Annotated in this window: 15 protein-coding genes, 1 pseudogene and 1 CRISPR repeat array; all 16 genes and pseudogenes read left to right on the top strand. The window is 64.9% G+C overall.

What is annotated here, in order from left to right:
- Positions 1–812, top strand: an 812-nt coding sequence (locus KF791_12545) for a hypothetical protein (GenBank protein ID MBX3733411.1), incomplete at its 5' end; no start/stop codon positions are given.
- Positions 813–1422: 610 nt separating this feature from the next.
- Positions 1423–1713, top strand: a complete 291-nt coding sequence (locus KF791_12540) for a type II toxin-antitoxin system prevent-host-death family antitoxin (GenBank protein ID MBX3733410.1) — start codon at positions 1423–1425, stop codon at positions 1711–1713.
- A complete protein-coding gene (locus KF791_12535; protein MBX3733409.1) occupies positions 1710–2039 on the top strand; it encodes a type II toxin-antitoxin system VapC family toxin in 330 nt (109 codons plus the stop codon). The genes KF791_12540 and KF791_12535 overlap by 4 nt, the downstream gene beginning before the upstream one ends.
- A 442-nt stretch (positions 2040–2481) precedes the next feature.
- The gene (locus tag KF791_12530; GenBank protein ID MBX3733408.1) at positions 2482–2796 is read left to right on the top strand and encodes an antitoxin; all 315 of its coding nucleotides are present in this window, start codon (positions 2482–2484) and stop codon (positions 2794–2796) included.
- Positions 2793–3238, top strand: a pseudogene (locus KF791_12525) (PIN domain-containing protein). Before KF791_12530 ends, KF791_12525 begins: the two are co-directional and overlap by 4 nt.
- Positions 3235–5085 carry a hypothetical protein gene (locus KF791_12520; GenBank protein ID MBX3733407.1) on the top strand — a complete coding sequence of 617 codons (1851 nt, stop codon included), beginning with the start codon at positions 3235–3237 and terminating at the stop codon, positions 5083–5085. Before KF791_12525 ends, KF791_12520 begins: the two are co-directional and overlap by 4 nt.
- Positions 5082–5717, top strand: coding sequence for a hypothetical protein (locus KF791_12515; GenBank protein MBX3733406.1), 636 nt, complete (start codon positions 5082–5084; stop codon positions 5715–5717). Before KF791_12520 ends, KF791_12515 begins: the two co-directional genes overlap by 4 nt.
- 47 nt (positions 5718–5764) lie before the next feature.
- Entirely contained in the window at positions 5765–6025 is a 261-nt protein-coding gene (locus tag KF791_12510) for a type II toxin-antitoxin system RelB/DinJ family antitoxin (protein MBX3733405.1), read from the top strand.
- Positions 6022–6309 carry a type II toxin-antitoxin system YafQ family toxin gene (locus KF791_12505; protein ID MBX3733404.1) on the top strand — a complete coding sequence of 96 codons (288 nt, stop codon included), beginning with the start codon at positions 6022–6024 and terminating at the stop codon, positions 6307–6309. The genes KF791_12510 and KF791_12505 overlap by 4 nt, the downstream gene beginning before the upstream one ends.
- 39 nt (positions 6310–6348) lie before the next feature.
- The gene (locus tag KF791_12500) at positions 6349–7605 is read left to right on the top strand and encodes a DUF1887 family protein (GenBank protein ID MBX3733403.1); all 1257 of its coding nucleotides are present in this window, start codon (positions 6349–6351) and stop codon (positions 7603–7605) included.
- A 144-nt stretch (positions 7606–7749) separates the two neighbouring features.
- Positions 7750–8562, top strand: a complete 813-nt coding sequence (locus tag KF791_12495; GenBank protein ID MBX3733402.1) for a DUF2130 domain-containing protein — start codon at positions 7750–7752, stop codon at positions 8560–8562.
- Positions 8563–8613: 51 nt separating this feature from the next.
- Positions 8614–9456, top strand: a complete 843-nt coding sequence (locus tag KF791_12490) for an HNH endonuclease (GenBank protein ID MBX3733401.1) — start codon at positions 8614–8616, stop codon at positions 9454–9456.
- A gap of 88 nt (positions 9457–9544) precedes the next feature.
- Positions 9545–10711, top strand: a complete 1167-nt coding sequence (locus KF791_12485; GenBank protein MBX3733400.1) for a TIGR02584 family CRISPR-associated protein — start codon at positions 9545–9547, stop codon at positions 10709–10711.
- 318 nt (positions 10712–11029) lie between these two features.
- A complete protein-coding gene (gene cas1, locus KF791_12480) occupies positions 11030–12052 on the top strand; it encodes a CRISPR-associated endonuclease Cas1 (GenBank protein ID MBX3733399.1) in 1023 nt (340 codons plus the stop codon).
- Between the two features lie 85 nt (positions 12053–12137).
- Entirely contained in the window at positions 12138–12413 is a 276-nt protein-coding gene (gene cas2 / locus KF791_12475; GenBank protein MBX3733398.1) for a CRISPR-associated endonuclease Cas2, read from the top strand.
- 259 nt (positions 12414–12672) lie between these two features.
- A CRISPR array of direct repeats spans positions 12673–15346; the repeat unit is 37 nt; unit sequence GTCCGAAGAGGACTGAGAGCCGAAAGGCAATGAAGAC.
- A gap of 305 nt (positions 15347–15651) precedes the next feature.
- Positions 15652–18894, top strand: coding sequence for a DUF1553 domain-containing protein (locus tag KF791_12470; GenBank protein MBX3733397.1), 3243 nt, complete (start codon positions 15652–15654; stop codon positions 18892–18894).
- Positions 18895–18904 lie beyond the last annotated feature (10 nt).

The following is an 18904-nucleotide window of genomic DNA, read 5'->3' as shown; positions in this document are numbered from 1 at the left end:
AACCGGAAATCCGGCCGCCCTCCATCCGCGGCCAACTTCATTGGTGGTTTCGCGCCCTTGGCGGCACTGCCAGAGACGAAGACGCCATATTCGGCTCCGTCCACAGCCAGCCCGTGCTCGCCAGCAAAATTGTCGTCCGCGTCAGCGGCGCGAACGACGGAAACGGCAGCTCCCCGCAAAAGGCCGAGATCAACACCCTCCCCCACAAGCGAGGTGGAGAAGCCAGCCCCAAGTGGGCCTTCAAACCCGGCACCACCTTCGACCTCCATCTCCTTGAGCGCCTAGGCGGCCTCACTGATGACCAGCGCCAGACCTGTCGCCGCACCTTGGAAGCCTGGCTTCTCGCGGGCACGTTGGGGCTGCGCGCCACCCGCGCCGGTGGCAGCTTCATCTGGCATTCTTTGGCGGACGACGGAATCCCAATGCCTGGCGACGTACCCGCCTATTCCGATCGCTTGACCGCGGTATTTAACGGCGCGCCGCTGCGGGTGATGCTGTTGAAGAAGTCCTTTTCCAATGCTGAAGCCGCGCGCCACTGCGTCTCCGACACCCTCGGCGGACGCGATTACCCGCAGGACACCAACCACCTCGCCCGCCTGCGAGACCCGCTCGGAAGGGTTTTCGGCGGGCGCAAAACCTCCCCCCTCCGCTTCCGGATCGTCAAACTGGGCTCTGGCTTTCACATCGTCGCGACATGGGACGACCGGAGCGCTGTCACCGGCAATCAACCGGGTGACCTGAAAGGCATCATTGATCTCCTCGCCAATCGGGAAAAGCCCGTCGGCGATGCCCTTCGAGATATCTGCGTATAAAATCTCTCTCCCCCTTCCCCACCGAGAGTTTCGTTGACGCACACGCCCGCAACCTTGCATCTGCCCCATGATCCGCGATGGATCAGACAGATCAGCCAGACCCGCTCCATCCGCCCCCATCACCCAGGCGCAAAGCGCCCCCGGCCGTCCGGCGGCTGCCGTAATATCGCCGGCTTCCAATCCGCCACCCTTCGGAGCGTCCAGCCAGGGCGCTTCGGTCGGCTCCGGCAGGCTCTGTGTCCGCGATGAATCGTTGGGGAGTTGGTTCAGATCAACGACTCCCTCCGCCCCTCGGGGTCACCGCACAGGCACTCCGCGTCCTTCGTCTCGTTGGTCTCCTTTCCCGCCGATCTCCGCTGCATTGGTCGCGGGTGCACGGCACAGAAGGGGCTTCGCAGTTGACAGGCACTGACCGGTTTTCCGCACGCGACTCGTGAAACAGGGAATCATTGGCCAGCTTGGCCGACCAGGATCACTGCGATCCTGCACGAGGCCAAACCCACCTCCTGAAAATCGTCAAGACCGGCGTGGACCAGTGAGAAACGGTCCTTCCCGGTCGCGACCGCCAACGCGTGTTTTACGCTATTGGCAAAATGGCCAAGATGGCCAAGTGAACTCCTTCAGCATTGCCACCGCCAAAAATCAGCTCAGCCGCCTCCTCCAGCGGGTTCGGCGTGGAGAGTCCATCCTGATCACGGATCGGAACCATCCGGTCGCCCGGTTTCAGCCCGTCACCGAAGGAGATTCCTCCCTGGAACGGTTGCAGGCGGATGGTGTGCTCAACCCACCCGCTGGCCCGGCACTCAACGCGCGCGCCCTTCTGTCCGGGCAGCGTCCACGATGGACGGCCCGGCAGTCGCTCACTTCTGCAGTCCTGGCGGAGAGGGCGCAGGGGCGATGACGTTCTGGGACAGTTCAGCCTTGGTGGCCCTCCTGGTCGAGGAACCGGATTCCCTGAGACGTGGCGACCAACTCAGGGCGGATCCCACCGCCGCCGTGTGGCGGGGCACCGCCGTCGAATGTGATTCCGCCATCCAGCGACGCTTGCGGGAGGGTGCGCTCTCCCGGGCGGAGGCGCGAGGTGCCCATAAGCGCCTCGGGCAGTTGGCGGGGGTCTGGCATGAGGTGACCCCGACACTGGCCGTCCGCTCGTTGGCGATCCGGCTGCTGCGAACCCACGCCCTTCGGGCGGCGGAGGCTGAAAACCTCATGGCGATTTCCCAATGATGGAATCCGCCGCCGTCAATCCGGGGAACTGCCCGGACTTTGGCTTTCCCCGGGTGTGGAACCTGGTGGACGCATCGTGACCGTACCGGATCTCGTCCTCCTCGTTTCCCTCGGCACGGTGCCGGCGATCGTCCCGGAGGTGTTTCTCCTCCCCGGGTTGCAGGAGAGGTGCACCATGGCAGACGTCTGCCTCGCCTAGCCCGGATATTTCACACGCTTTCTGCTGCGGCTGGCTGCAAGCCCGTCTGGCGGCGTTGGCCTCGCGTTCCTCACCGGACAGTATGTCCCCATACAGCCCGGCTCGGAATCGCTTCGGCAGCATTGCCACACGAGCTCGAGCTTTCGCTGCGCCTCGCGACGAAAGCGTGTGAAATATCCGGGCTAGACCTCTGACGTACCCCCCCTGATTGACTCCAAATCGCCATGCTGGCAATTTGCCATCATGATCAAGACACAAGTCCAGATTCCTGATGAGCTTTTTGCCCAAGCCAAGGCGGTCGCTGCCGCCAAGGAATGGTCGATTGCCGAAATCGTTCGCCGAGGATTGGAGCAGATGGTTGACCGGCACGTCCGGGCCGGTTCGTCCACGCCCCCTTCCGGCAGTTGGCGGCTCCCCGAACCCGTGGATCTCGGGTTGATGAGCGACCCGTTCTCGGATCCGGATTGGCGTGAGGAAGTCAACCTGGGTTCCGGCGCGGCACGGTTCATCGCAAGCCAGCTGCGGGAACAGGCGGCGCGATACGAGGAGGGAGCATGATCAGTTGCGACACCAACATCCTGTTCATCGCCCTAGAGTCCAGCCGCCCTCACCACAGTCACGCCCGCGCTTTTCTCGAATCGCTCGCGGACAACGCCGAGTTTGCGCTTTGCGATTTGTCCCTGCTCGAACTGTACGTGCTGCTGCGGAATCCGGCCACCGCGCGACGTCCTCCCGCGGCCCGGAGGCCGTCGCCTTGATTCAGGGCCTCCGGATCAATCCCCGTTGGGACGTGGTGGACTATCCGGGGCCATCGGCAGGCCTCATGGATGATCTTTGGCGCGTCTCAGCCGCGGCAGATTTCGCCCGTCGTCGGGTGTTCGATGCCCGCCTGGCGCTCACCCTGCGGCACCACGGAGTCACGGAGTTCGCGACGACCAATGTGAAGGACTTCAAGGACTTTGGCTTCTCCCAAGTGTGGAACCCATTGGAGGCATCATGACCCCGCCGCAACCCGTCCTCCTCGTGTCCCTCGGCACGTCGCCGGCGATCGTCCCGGAGGCATTCCTCCTCCCCGGCGCCCGCTTTGCGTCCGTACACGTGCTGACCACCGAGCGGCCGACAATCGGGACGATCCAAGGCTTCTTCCGCGATCAGGCGCCCGACGTTCCACTGACCATCACGCGCGTTGCGGGCTTCCACGACTTCACCGGGGAGGAGGATCACTTCCGCTTCGAGGAGGTTCTCTACCGCTGGATCCTGGAGTCCGGAATTCCCCCCGAACAGCGCTTCCTGTGCCTGTCGGGAGGATTCAAGACGATGTCGGCGTCCATGCAACGGGCGGCCACCATGCTCGGCGCAGCGGAGGTCTTCCACGTGCTGGCCGACCGATGCTGCACGGACGACGCCACCGGCAAAGCGGTGGAACCCCGCACCTCGGAGGAGGTGATCAGCGCCCGCGATGCAGGGCATCTCCACTACATCCGGCTGGGCGCAGAGGTTGGCTGGCCCCAACTGCGCCGGGTGCCTCCCGGCGAGTACCCGCTGGACGTGGTCCGCGCGGCGGATGGCGAACGCTGGGTGCGCGCGGCCGACGATGCATTCCGCCGGCGGCTTCAGGACCTGACGGAGCGGTCCCACCGCATCGCGCAGAGCTGGGACCGCATGGCGGCCCTGCCGTTTGCAGAACTCGCCACGTGGTCGCAGGGGGATCTTGAATGGCTCAACGAACCGATGGATCCGGCGGCCGACAACGACAGCGCCTGGCTGGCTGCGCTGCCCAAGGTGGAGCTGCATTGCCACCTCGGCGGATTCGCCACGCACGGGGACCTTCTGCTCGAGGTCCGCGCTGCTGCTGCAGACCCTGCCGCGCTCCCCGCCCTGGACGAACCCCCATGGCCCAGAGGCTGGCCGTTGCCCGCCGACGTGACCGGGCTCCCCAGCTACATGAAGCTGGGGGATGCCGGGGGACGCGCGGTCCTGCGGGATCCCGGATGCCTCCGCCGGCATTGTGAACTGCTCTACCGGCACCTGCAGGACCAACACGTGCGGTACGCGGAAATCCGGTGCTCGCCCGGGAATTACGCCGGCCCCGGCCGCTCGCCGTGGTCCGTCCTTGGCGAGATCCGCGAGGCCTTTGACGCCTGCACCGCAATGGCTGTCCTGGAAGGCGCCCCGACGTGCCGGGTGAACCTTCTCATCATCGGCACGCGACGCGAGCGGGGCGATTATCGCTCGGAGATTTCCCGTCACCTCGCGCTCGCCGTCTCGGCGGCCAGCCACTGGACGGATCCCGAACGATGCCGCGTGGTGGGGGTGGACCTCGCAGGATTCGAGGATCCGGAGACCCGGGCCCACTATTTTCGCGAGGAGTTCGTGGCCGCGCACCGGTGCGGACTGGCCTTGACGGTGCACGCCGGGGAGAACGACGACGCCGAAGGCATCTGGCGCGCCGTGTTTGACCTCAGCGCCCGGCGCCTCGGTCACGCGCTCCATCTCCTGGATTCGCCGGACCTCCTGCGGTCGGTCGCCGACCGGGGCGTGGTGGTGGAGATGTGCCCCTATGCCAACACCCAGATCCGCGGCTTCCAACCGGTCAACGGAGCCGCGCAATACCCGCTCCTCGACTACCTCCGGCGCGGCGTGAGGGTCACCGTGAACACCGACAACATCGGAATTTCGGCCGCGTCGCTGACGGACAATCTCCGGCTCGCCGCGCGGCTGTGTCCCGGCCTGACCCGCCTCGAGATCCTCCAGATGCAGCGCCACGCCATCGAGGGTGCCTTCACGTCCACGGACGAGCGCGCCCGCCTTTCGGGTGAACTGGGCCGGTCCATCCCCACGCCATGACCCCGGAATCCGTCCTTTGTTCCCGGGCCTGCGATCTGCCCGAAGCCTGGCGGCCGGAGACGCTGTCGCTTCCGCTGACGGAGGAGCAGATCCGGGCGGTCCTCGCCCCGCTGCCCCCGGTGTGGATTTCGCGGCAGGAGGCGGAGCACGACGAGCGATACCTCCAGTGGATCCCCTACCTGCTGCTGCGTGATGCGCGACGGCGGCTCGCTGCGTACCCGCGGCAGGGCGCCGACACCCGTCTCCATGGACGCTGGTCGCTCGGGGTCGGAGGCCACATCAATCCGGTGGACGCCGCGGACGCCGCGGACGCCGCATCCGATGGTGGATCCGCATGGACCGGTCTCCTGCAGCGCGGCCTCCGGCGCGAACTCAGCGAGGAATTCCCCGGCGCGGTGTCCGGAGTCACCCGCTTTCTGGGCCTCATCCACGAGCGCCACAGCGCTGTTGGGAGGGTCCACATCGGCGCCGTGTACCTGCATGAACTCTCCGGCGATCCGGGCGAACCCGGGACGGAACTGGCGGGATTGCGGTGGGTGGCTCCCGGAGAACTGGGAGGCGCCGAGTGGCCGTGGAACCGGCTGGAACTCTGGTCGCAGCTCGCATTGGCGCTCATGCCGCGGAGCGCGTGACCGCGACGAGTCTTGTCTCGTGGCAACAATGGGCCTACACAAACTCCATGAGCAAGACAGCGACAATCCGCACCCGCATTGAGCCCGGACTCAAGAAAGAGGTTGAAGAGATCCTCGCCCAACTGGGACTGACGGCCTCCGAAACGGTGCATCTGCTCTACCGGCAGATCCAACTGAAACGCGGTCTGCCCTTTGAACTGCGGATTCCCAACGCTCTCACCACGCGCACCCTCGACGCCAGCAGGACGGGCCGGAATGTGAGGCGGTTTGCCAGCAAGCAGCAACTCTTTGCCGACCTGGGCATGTGAGAACCTTCAGCCGCACCAGCCAGTTCGAGGAGGACGTCAAACATGTGTCCAAGCGGGTCAAGAACCTGGCGCGGCTCAAAGCGGTCATGGAATTGCTGATCGCAGGTCGTTCATTAACCGTGCATCTCAAGGATCACCCGCTACGGGGCGAATTTGCGGGAAGCCGGGACTGCCATGTCGAGGCGGATTGTTTCTCGGATCAAAACGTTCAACCTCTGAATTGCCGCGAAGATTCGGGCCTCCCGGAAAACGGGGGACATCCCGGCCCGACGAGACATTCTTAGTTCAACGGACAGCGCGATCTCACCTCCCTCATGCTCCGCATGCCTCCAACCCTCATCCAACTCATCAGCGAACAGACCATGCCCAATCTCCTGCCCGTGCTGCGCCTAAGACCGCAGCGGTTGGTGCATCTGGTCACGCCACGAACCGCCAGTCGTTCTGCCTTTGTCCTCGAGGCTGCTCGTCAGGCCGGTCTTTCCGTGACCCTCGAGACGGTGTCGCTGTCCCCGATGCCGACGATAGCCGAAACCCAAGGTGCCACCCGGGATGCCATCCAAGGTTGCCTCGACCGGAAAGAGACTCCCGTCGTCAACTTCACCGGTGGTACCAAGTTGATGTCCATCGGCGCCTATGCCGCCGCCCTGGAATTCGAGGTTAAGGCCATGTCACTCTACACCGACACCGAGGACGCCTGCTTCGTGGACGGCGGTACCGGGGACGGTTTGGCGGCCCACCTGGATGACGATTTCAGTTTCACGCCGCTTCGATCCGTCCTGACTGTCAATACAATTGCGGTCGCCAACGGATGTGAGCGGGTCACTGGGGGACGCGATTGGAAGCCGTTTATGCCGCTCGCGGAACACCTGTTCAACAACGAGTCCGAGGCATCCGATGTGCACGAAGCGATCTTGGGAACCAAGGGGCTATTTCCGGGGGGCCGCGAGCCGAGGTCTCCAGGAGACTGGCTCCGAGTCCTTGATGTGGACTTTGCGCTTCCGACGGAGGTGGCCCGACTGGCCGCCGATTGCGGTCTCGTTCGCACCTCTGCAGCGGGTGCCTGCCGGCTACCCGACGTGACTCGCAACGATCTTCAGGCGCTCGACGACGCGCACACACGCAACGAATATGTCCCAGATTTCAACCGGCGACGGATCGCCGCGACGAATCCTGTGCAGCAAGCGGCAAGCTTTCTCACGGGCGTGTGGTGGGAAGTCATCGTGATGAATGCTGCGGAGCGAAGCGGACAATTCCGCGACCTCCGGTGGTCCGCACAGGTGGGCCAACGGGACGGCGCTGATTTGGAGGAGGACATCCTCGGCGTGGATGGGGTGCAGGCGTTGTGCATTTCGTGCAAACGGGGTGGTGAAAAGGCTCGACTGTTGCCCCACCTGGAGGAATTGAGTGCGCGCGCCCACCGGCTCGGCGGCAACTTCACCCGGCGCTTCCTGGCCATCTTGAGGCCGTTGAAAGGCAGACTGGCAGACAATCTCAATCACAGAGCTCGCGAACTCCGTATTCGTATTCTGACACCGGACGATCTATCGAAGCCGGATGTCTTCGTCCCCACCAACTTCTGATCCGACGCCAACTTCCCCAACTGCTTGCGAAGGTTTTTCATGAACGCCCGAGGATGAGGCGGAGAATGCGACTGTGGTCGGGCCACCCACGTCCGCCCACGTCCGCAGGCTGGGCATCCGGAGGGAATCCGGTACAACGGACGCGTGAACGACACGCCCATCACGTGCCCGAAGTGCGGCGCGGAAATCCCGCTCACCGAGGCGGTCTCCCGCCACCTGCGCGAGCAGCTTCAGGCCGGGTTCGAGCGGCAGCGCGCGGATCTGCAGTCCGCACTCCAGGGCGAAACCCTGGAGCTGACCCTGGAGTCCGGCCTCCGCGCCGCCTTCCTCTTCGATGACATCGTCGAGGTGAAGAAAGGACAGCACGGCGCCGATCTCATCCAGCGGGTGCGCAACGGCAACGGCTTTGACTGCGGCCTGATTCTCTGGGAGGCCAAGCGGGCCAAGAACTGGTCGGCGGACTGGCCGGAAAAACTCAAGGCCGACCAGCGGCAGGCGGGCGCCGACCTGGCGGTCATCGCGACCACCTGCCCGCCCGACGGCATGCGCGGGTTGGGTCCCGTAGACGGCGTTTGGGTGTGTGAACCTTCCTTCGCTGCCGCCGTGGCCGCAGCGCTTCGCCAGGGCCTGATCCAAACCGCAGCCCAGCGGGTCCAGCAGGCCAACCGCGCGGACAAGGCCCAGGTGCTCCATGATCACCTGCGCGGCGTCGGTTTCCGCCAGCATGTCGAGGCCGTCGTGGAATCCTTCCTCGCGCTTCGCGAGCAACTCGACGCGGAACAGCGGGCCTTCGCCAGGCAATGGAAGGAACGGAAACAACAGGTGCGAAAAGCCATCACTCACACCGCCATGCTGTACGGAGCCATCCAGGGTATCGCCGGGCGCGAGGCCCTGCGGGAAATCCGCACGCTCGCCCAGCCCGATGCGACCGGCTCGGTCACCGGGTCCGCGACGTGACGGGACGTCTCAAGCCACCCCAATTCCGGCAAATCCCCGTACGTTGCCTCCATGCCGTCCATCACTCCGACGCCCGACAATCTCACGCCGGTCCTCCACGAGGTTTTCCGCCAGGTCTGCGCCGCCCTGCCACCCGAACTCTCCGGTCGCCTCAAGCCGGGACGCCGCGTCACCCGGCACGGGACACGAAACACCGTCCTCCTCTCCGGAATCTGGGATCGCCACCTCAAAAGCGGTGTCGTGGATCCCAGGTACTTCAAGTACGAGCATGTGTACGACCCGGATCATGCCTATGGCGAGGGGGCCGACTGGCACGTGCAGTTCTACCTGAACCCAAACCGGATCTACCAGCATCCGGATGAGGTGCTCGCGAAGCTCGAGCCCGCCCTCGCGTCGGTGACGCTTCCGGGCTTCGAATTCCTTCGAAAGCCGAACTGGATCGGGGTCATCCACCGATTCGACCTGGCCTACGAGCCGGATGCCCTCGTCCGCTACCTGGTACCGCGCTACGTCGCGCTCATCCGGGCGATTCATCCGGTGCTGATCGCGATCCTGGACGCCTTTGACGGGTCGCTGGGCCCGGAGGATCGCGCGCGGGTCATCGCAGGTCGGGAGCCCCTCCGGGCCCGCAATGCGGCCGGTGGCGAAGGTGCCTCCGTTTTCTCGAGGGCGATCGCCTCCTCCCTGCGGGCGCGAGTCCTGGTGGCGTATGGCCATCGGTGCGCCCGCTGCGGAACGATGGAGGCAGCGGCCGGGAGTCCGTTGGAAATTGACCACGCACTTCCGGTTCGGGACGGGGGATTGACCAAGCCCGACAACCTCCAGCCGCTGTGTCGGCCGTGCCATCAATGGAAGGGTCTTCGGACCATCCGTTTTCCACCACCTTCACACTGACCCAGATTCTCTCATGAAGCCTGCCCGCAAAACCACACAGCCCGCAAAGTCCCGGAACCACCCACCGGTCCCGACCATTCCCTCTCCAATGGTTCCCAGCGGACGGGATGAGCCCGATCCCGTGCTCCTGGCCGTGACCGGCATGTCTCCAGCCGTGCTGACCGAAACCATCTGGGCGCTCGCCCACGAATCGCCGCCGGTGCTGCCATCCCGGGTAATCGTCGTCACAACGTCGGAGGGACGCCGCGAACTCGAGCGCCAGCTCTTTGAGCCCGATCCCGTGCTGGGGTGTCCGCCCTGGGAGGCGCTGCGAAAGGCACTGGCCGCGCTGGGGAACGACGTTTCGGACCGGCCGCGGTTTGGAACCACCGGCACGGACATCCGCGTCATCACCGCCGTTGCGGAGAGCACCGGCCGTTCGGTGGAGCTGCCCGACCTGCGCCACCCCGCCGACAACGCCGCGGCGGCGGACTTCCTCCTGGATCAGGTGCGTGCACTGGTCGAGAACCCCGACTGCCGTCTGATTGCCTCGCTCGCGGGGGGCCGCAAGACGATGGGAGCCCTGCTCTACGCCTGCCTGACCCTGGCCGGACGCGAGACCGACCGGCTGACCCACGTGCTCGTGAATAGTCCGTTCGACGCTCTGCGTGGCTTCTGGTTTCCGGGACAGGACAGCCCGCCCCTCACGGACCGCGAGGGAAAGCTCCACGACCCCCGGGAGGCCCGGGTCGAACTGGCCGATGTGCCGTTCGTCCCGCTGCGCAACCTCTTCCAGCGCGACCTGGGACGGAAGGCGGGCTCTTTCAATCGCCTCGTCGAGGATTGCCGCGAACAGGTCCGCCGCACCACCGGCGAGGGATTGCGCCTGACCGTCGAACAGTCCCGCTGCGAGCTGGAGGTCAATGGGATCCGCGTGCGGACCGCGCCGCTCGAACACCTCGTGCTGCTTTTCCTCGCCACACGCGCCCGTCGCGGCGATTCCGCGCTGCCCGCCTACAAGGACGGCGTCAAGCCACTGAACGAATTCAGGGACCAGCTCCGCCAGAACGCGCCGCCACGCCAGCTCGCCGACTGGCGTCACGGAGGGGCGCTGCGCTCCAAGTTCGAGGATGACCAGGAAGTTCGCCGGGCCATCTCCTCGCTCGGGCGGAAGCTTCGGACCGCCGGCGGCGGCGCCGCACGACTGGCCGACTGCCTGCCCGAGAAGGGACGCTTCTCGCTGGCGATCCCTGCCAGCCTGATCCACCTCGCATGAAGCCGTTCTGCGATCCAAGGCACGGAGCCGAACTGCCGGATGGGAGCGGATCCAACGGATTTTGCGCTCCCCACGTCTCCGGACGTCCCATCACTGGGCGTGGAAAGCCCGCATGCCAAAGTAACGCCGCCCAAGCACCCGTCGGAGGCAGCCGATGGGAATCACGACATCGCTTGCAGAGACCAGGGGCGATGATTCCGAGATTCCCACCGACTGCCTCCGACGACCCCTTCCGGGTGAATGCTGATTTGCGCCCCAGCAAAGCCGGGCATCCCAGACCCTGACCCGTTTCAGCCACACCTTCACAAGCCCATCACCATGCCCACCGCCGCGATTCTCAACCCTGAAGCCCGCGTCCGTCTCCACACTGAACATCTGGAGGTCATCGGACGCGACGAGGGCAGTCCCGACGCCGACACCCTGCTCAGGGAAATCCCCCTGCGGGATCTCGACCGGCTGATCCTTGCCGAGTCGGTGCAGATCACCTCGCAGGCGGTCGGCGCGGTGTTGAAGCGGGAGATCCCGCTGGTATGGCTGGGCGGCTCCGGCCAGTTCCTCGGCGGATTCCTGCCCGCCAGTCCGGCGCACGGACGCGCCCGCCTCGGACAGTACCAGCGCACCCTCGAGCCGGCGTTCTGCCTGCAGATCGCGGGCCGGATCGTCGCCGCCAAGGTGTACAACCAGCGGCGCATCCTCCAGCGGCTGCACTCCAATCGCGAGACACCCGCCGATCCGGAGATCCAGCAAACCCTCGACTGGCTGGAAAGCCTGCTGGCCCAACTGGCGCGGGCCAGCGACATCCCGGAGCTGATGGGCTGGGAGGGCACCGCCGCCGCCCGGTACTTCCAGGGATGGGCACGCTTTCTGCCCGAGGCCTTCCCCTTTGAACGCCGGAGCACCCGGCCCCCGCACAACGCGGTCAACGCCTGCATCTCCTTTGGGTCCACCCTGCTGTACAACGAGGTTGTTGCGGCCTGTCACGCCCACGGTCTTGACCCGTCGCTGGGATGCCTCCATGCCACCGAGGATGGCCGCTGGAGCCTGGCCCTCGATCTCATGGAGCCCTTCCGCCCGTGCTTCGTCGAGGCCCTGGCCCTGGACTGCTTCAGCCACCAGATCCTGAACGCAAAGCATTTCGAACCGCGGAACGGCGGCTGCTATCTCAACGACGACGGCCGCCGGAAATTCATCCTCCAATACGAACGCCGGATGGAGCGCCAGTTCCTGAGCGAACACACCGGACACCGCACCACCCTGCGTCAGCAACTGGACCAGCAAGCGGTGCTGTTCAAGGCGGCAATCGAGGAACCCGCCCGGTTTGAGCCCTTCCTCATGAACTGACCGGGCCATGACGCTGTTCGACGACTGGTGGTTCGACGCCTTCCCCGCCGTCCCGTACACCACCAAACCCCCGGGACCCCGAGAAATGCTGTACCTGGTTGCCTACGACATCTGTGAACCCAAGCGCCTTCAACGGGTCGCGGGCGTGTGCGAGGACCACGGCGTACGGGTGCAGTACAGCCTGTTCGAATGCCGGCTGGAGGCCGACGAATTCCAGCGGTTCTGGCAGGCGCTCCTCAAGGAGATTGATCCGTCCGAAGACCGCCTGGTCGCGTACCCACTGGACAGCCGCTGTTCACGCGAAACCCGGACTGCCGGCACGATGGTCTGTTCGGAGAAGATGGTCTGCTATCTGGTATAGCGCCTACCCGATGACGCGATCCCGGCAGGAACCATACCCGAAGCCGACCACTCCCGAACTCGGTTCCAGGTCGGCACCTCCGGACCCCCGAAATGCATGGGCTCCCGACCGGCCAGCGCAACCCCCTCAACCTCAGTCACTTTTCACCATTCAAAACCACTCTGAGCTTCGAATTCCCCGTCTCCAGAAAACCCAGCAACCCCCCTCCCGACCGAACGTCCCCTTGCCCTCCTCAGCATCAGGAGGTTACGGTGCCAGGGTCCGAAGAGGACTGAGAGCCGAAAGGCAATGAAGACATGTGTAAGGTTGTGTTGACGTTTGGTTTGAGTGGCAGCGTCCGAAGAGGACTGAGAGCCGAAAGGCAATGAAGACTTGGATGTGGCGCCGTATTTCATCACCACCTCGGACCGTGTCCGAAGAGGACTGAGAGCCGAAAGGCAATGAAGACCCAGATTGCGGGCAGTCTGTTCTGCACTAAAAGCAGACAGTCCGAAGAGGACTGAGAGCCGAAAGGCAATGAAGACATTGGCGCCGTCGTTGTAACTTCGTTGGAATTGGCCATGTCCGAAGAGGACTGAGAGCCGAAAGGCAATGAAGACAACACCACGTGGTAGGGCAAGTGCTTGCCCGGTGTCACGGTCCGAAGAGGACTGAGAGCCGAAAGGCAATGAAGACTCAACGATCGCGCTCACGCCGCCACCTCCTCTTGGCGGGTCCGAAGAGGACTGAGAGCCGAAAGGCAATGAAGACACGTAGCCTGCCACTACAGTCCCGCCCGCATCAATGCGGTCCGAAGAGGACTGAGAGCCGAAAGGCAATGAAGACACAGCGTCCGTGAGGACTGCGATCCTGACCGGGGCGCCTGTCCGAAGAGGACTGAGAGCCGAAAGGCAATGAAGACGTGTCCGTCCAAATAGACCCGATGGCCTGCCTGAAGGTTGTCCGAAGAGGACTGAGAGCCGAAAGGCAATGAAGACAATCCGGCATCAGACAGGAACCCATGGGTGCAAACGCACGTCCGAAGAGGACTGAGAGCCGAAAGGCAATGAAGACCGGGAGGTTTGTCACAGTTCAAACCGGTTGATCATGTCCGAAGAGGACTGAGAGCCGAAAGGCAATGAAGACTCCCGCCCGCATCCACACGGACGGCAACGACGAGACCTTGTCCGAAGAGGACTGAGAGCCGAAAGGCAATGAAGACAGGACATACCGGACACCTCGTCCGGAGAGAGAAACTCCAGTCCGAAGAGGACTGAGAGCCGAAAGGCAATGAAGACGTCGCGACAGATAGGGTTGGTTGATCCGCGCCGGGGACTGTCCGAAGAGGACTGAGAGCCGAAAGGCAATGAAGACCGTCGTAGCCCCAGCCGCGTTGCGGACTGACACGAGCAGGTCCGAAGAGGACTGAGAGCCGAAAGGCAATGAAGACGCGCACCAAGCGCCAGCCATTCCGTCCAACGCACACAGGTCCGAAGAGGACTGAGAGCCGAAAGGCAATGAAGACCGCGGGTTCCCGAAGGAACTTCACCCTCCCAGCAAGGCCGTCCGAAGAGGACTGAGAGCCGAAAGGCAATGAAGACTAGGGTAACGTTGCGGGAGTTCACGCCCACAACCGTAAGTCCGAAGAGGACTGAGAGCCGAAAGGCAATGAAGACCGCTTTCGCGGGCGGAGGGGTCTTCGCCCCTCCCTTGTTGTCCGAAGAGGACTGAGAGCCGAAAGGCAATGAAGACTCGCGAAACCAACGGACCTGGTCACGGAGTCCGCCACGGTCCGAAGAGGACTGAGAGCCGAAAGGCAATGAAGACCAGGCGCCACGTAGGCGCCTACCGCACGTCCCCACTCAGTCCGAAGAGGACTGAGAGCCGAAAGGCAATGAAGACGGGGTGCTCGCGACGATGGTCTGCACGAGTTCGGCCTGTCCGAAGAGGACTGAGAGCCGAAAGGCAATGAAGACCTTGGACAGAAGCGGCACGATACGGGCATACGCCGCGAGGTCCGAAGAGGACTGAGAGCCGAAAGGCAATGAAGACCGGCCACGTAATCCTCAAGGGCCTGCCGAACAATGTCGGGTCCGAAGAGGACTGAGAGCCGAAAGGCAATGAAGACTCGCCCCACGGCTCGATGCCACTCGACGACGGCGAACTGTCCGAAGAGGACTGAGAGCCGAAAGGCAATGAAGACGTTGGTTCCGAACCCGATGGTCCGGGTCACGGAGTCCGTCCGAAGAGGACTGAGAGCCGAAAGGCAATGAAGACTGGCATCAGCGCCGACAAAGCGTCGAACAGCTTGTCCGGTCCGAAGAGGACTGAGAGCCGAAAGGCAATGAAGACGCCATGTCAACGATCGCGCTCACGCCGCCACCTCCTGCGTCCGAAGAGGACTGAGAGCCGAAAGGCAATGAAGACTTTTTTGGTTTTTGACTTCATGGTGTAAGCCGGTTCTCGTCCGAAGAGGACTGAGAGCCGAAAGGCAATGAAGACGTTGCGGTCGGAACGCCAATGTAGGACGGGAGGCTCATTGTCCGAAGAGGACTGAGAGCCGAAAGGCAATGAAGACGATGGCGGAATGCCTCGAAGCGTCCGCCCGTTGCGGTCGGGTCCGAAGAGGACTGAGAGCCGAAAGGCAATGAAGACACCTCCGCCCCCAACGGGAGCCTGAATGGGACGCCACGGTCCGAAGAGGACTGAGAGCCGAAAGGCAATGAAGACCCCGGCGCATCGTCAGCGGATTGTCCGCGACACACGGGTCCGAAGAGGACTGAGAGCCGAAAGGCAATGAAGACATTAGGAGCCTCATGGCTCCTTCACCGGGTCCAATACACCGTCCGAAGAGGACTGAGAGCCGAAAGGCAATGAAGACCAGCCACCCACCGCGGCCGCCCCGTGCAGGGGTAATGTCCGAAGAGGACTGAGAGCCGAAAGGCAATGAAGACCCGGAGTTGTTGCCGCCGACCGGACAGAACGGAGAGGCCACGGCATTCCGCGTCGTCAAGGCGGGGGCCCGCGAGTGCCGGGTCCCCTCCTGCGAGGATCGCGCCCGCCATGGCGATCCGCGGGGCTGGGCCAGGAGTTTCACCGGATGCATCCGTGCGTTCTCGGAGCCCGTCGTCACGACCGGCGTCCTGAACACGCCAGACCGGCCAAAACTGGTCGGGAGCTATACGAACGGACGGGTGAATCGCAGGGACAGGATCTGACGGCGATTGTCTCGGCAGACCATGCGGGGTACCTTCCCGTCATGCGTCCCCGCCGCTCCACCGCGGTTCGGAGTCTCCGGCTTTCCATGCTCCCCATGGTCGCCGGTTTGCTTGGCTTGAGTGCCACGGCCGCCGCCGTGGACTACAACCGAGACATCCGTCCGCTCCTGTCCGACCGCTGCTATGCGTGCCACGGGCCCGACGAACCGAAGCGGAAGGCCGGACTGCGCCTCGACCGCCGTGAAGACGCCTTTCGCGCGCTCAAGTCAGGGCACCCGGCCATCGTCCCCGGGGAGCCCGGACACAGCCCGGTGGTGGTCCGGATCCGGTCGGCGGATCCCGACGAGATCATGCCGCCTCCGGAGACGGGCAAGCCGCTTTCCGAATCCCAGCGTGCGCTGATCGAGCAGTGGGTGGCCGAGGGCGCCCCGTGGCAGGACCATTGGGCGTTCCTCCCGCCCCGGCGGCCGGCACTCCCGCCGGTGACCGACGTCCGATGGCCACGCAACGAACTGGATTTCTTCGTGCTGTCCCGGCTTGAGGCGGCGGGCCTCTCCCCCAACCCCGAGGCGGACCGCGTGACGTTGCTGCGGCGGGCGACCCTTGACCTGACCGGGCTGCCGCCGTCCATCGAGGCGGTGGACCGTTTTCTTGCCGACCAGGGACCCGAGGCCTACGAACGCGCGGTGGACCGGCTGCTTGAAATGCCACAGTACGGCGAGCGGATGGCGGCCCATTGGATGGACCTCGCGCGGTTTGCCGACACCAGCGGCTATCACTTTGACGGCGTGCGCTTCATGTGGCTGTGGCGCGACTGGGTGATCCAGTCCTTCAATGACAATCGGCCCTACGACCAGTTCACCGTGGAACAGCTTGCCGGCGATCTCCTGCCCAACGCCACGCGGTCCCAGCGCGTCGCGACCGGGTTCGTGAGGAACAACATGACCAATGACGAGGGCGGCGCGGATCCCGACGAGTATCTCAACAAGTACGTCGTGGACCGCGTCAATACGCTGGGTGCGGTCTGGCTGGGCATGACCGTGGGGTGCACCGAGTGCCACGATCACAAGTACGACCCCATGAGCACCCGGGAGTTCTACCAGTTGTACGCCTTCTTCCACAACGTGCCGGAAAAGGGACTGGATCGGATCCGCACCGACAATCCCCCGCCCCGGCTCCCCGTACCCACAACCGAACAGGCACTGCAGCTGGTCGAGGCCGAATTCACGCTGCGGGATGCGGAGAAGACACTGCAGGACCGCACCAACGAGCTGGGCGAGACCCAGGAAAAATGGGAGCGCGAGATGGTGGAACGTCCGCCCGCCGGGGCCGTGCCCCTCACGCGCATCCGCCACCTGCCGCTGGATGGCGACCTGAGGTTCCAGGAGACGGAGGACATTGAGGGGACGTCGGATAGCGGTCCGGAGGCCGGCCCCCAGACCCCGGCATCGGGCACCGGGGTGTTCCGGGTGGACTCCGGACCGGAATTCGTCGAGGGGCGGATCGGCCGCGCCCTCAAGCTCGACGGCCGCAGTCACGTGGACCTAGGAGACGCCTTCGGATTCGACCGGGACACCCCGGCGGGCTTTGGGGGCTGGGTGAAGTTCTCGGGCAACGGGGCCATCCTCAGCCGCCAGGAGCCGGGACCTGGATTTCGCGGCTTCGATTTGCTCATCAGCGACGGACGGCCCGAGGTGCACCTGATCCATGCCTGGCCGGACAACGCCATCCAGGTGCGGGCGCGCGACCCCCTCGCGCCCAACCAGTGGCACCACGTCTGGGTGAGCTACGACGGTTCGGGAGCGGCCGGGGGCCTGCGCATCCATGTCAATGGGCGTCGCCGGGACCTCGAGGTCCGGAAGGATCACCTCAAGGATTCCTTCGCCACCACGGCGCCCCTGCGGCTCGGCTCCCGCAATGGGGAGGCGCACTTCACAGGGCACGTGGACGACCTGCGCTTCGCCCGACGGGACGTGTCGGAAGCGGAGATTCAGGGCCAGATTCTGTCGGATTTTCTCCCGGTCGTCCGGCGCTCCCGGGGCCAGCGCAGCGACGAAGAGCGGAACGACCTCGCACGGTACTACCGGGAAACCCACGCGGTGGACTTCCTCAGATCCGAGGCGTCACTCGCCCGTGCGCGTCAGGCCAAGGAGCGGTTGCTGTCGCAGATCCCCACGACCCTCGTCATGGAGGAGATGGACCCGCCGCGCCCGACCTTTGTGTTGACCCGCGGGGACTTTCGAAGCCCGGGCGAACGCGTGTCGCCCGGCACCCCGGCGTTCCTCCCGCCCCTTTCCGAGGGCCCGACCAACCGGCTCGCCCTTGCGCGCTGGCTGGTGGCCCCGGAACATCCGCTCACCGCGCGCGTCACGGTCAACCGCTTCTGGGCAATCTTCTTCGGCACCGGCCTCGTCCAGACCGTCAACGACTTCGGTTCCCAGGGCGAATGGCCCAGCCACCCCGAACTGCTCGACTGGATGGCCGTGCAGTTTCGCGATGGCGATCCGGTCGCGGCGCCCGCCGGTGGCCCGCCAACCCGCGTCGGCGCCTGGGATGTGAAGGCCCTGCTCCGGCGGATCGTGACGTCCGCCACCTACCGGCAGTCGGCGGCGGTGTCCCCTGCAAAGCTGGAGCAGGATCCCTACAACCGGCTGCTGTCCCGCGGACCGCGCCTGCGGCTCGACGCCGAGTTCATCCGGGACAACGCGCTGGCGATTGGCGGTCTGCTGAATCCGCGCATTGGAGGACCGAGCGTGAAGCCCTACCAGCCGGACGGCCTGTGGGACGGCACGGATTCGGTGTTCGTCCAGGACCATGGCGACCTGCTGTACCGGCGCGGGCTGTACGTGTTCTGGAGGCGGTCCGCCCACTACCCGCCGATGGCCACCTTCGATGCGCCGAATCGCGAGGTGTGCACGTTTGCCCGTCAGCGCACCCAGACCCCCCTGCAGTCGCTGGTGCTCATGAACGATCCCGGTTTCGTCGAGGCGGCCCGCGGCCTGGCCCAGCGGGTGCTGGACGAGGAGCCCGGCGATTCCGGGCAACGCCTGCTCCGGGCGTTTCGCCACACCCTGGGGCGGACGCCGGCGCCCGGCGAACTGGAGCTGCTCCAGAACACCTACGAGCGGCAGCTGGCCCGCTTTCGTGAGGATCCCGACGCCGCCAACGCCCTGTTGAAGACGGGAGAGGCACCCATGCCGGAAGGGGCGCCAGTCCCCGAACTGGCGGCCCTGACGACCGTGGCGAACGTCCTGCTCAATCTGAACGAGACCATCACCAAGTAGGGCCTCCGAG

Source organism: Verrucomicrobiia bacterium (assembly GCA_019634635.1).
Lineage (GTDB): Bacteria > Verrucomicrobiota > Verrucomicrobiia > Limisphaerales > UBA9464 > UBA9464.
This window is presented reverse-complemented; position numbering and strand designations above follow the sequence as displayed.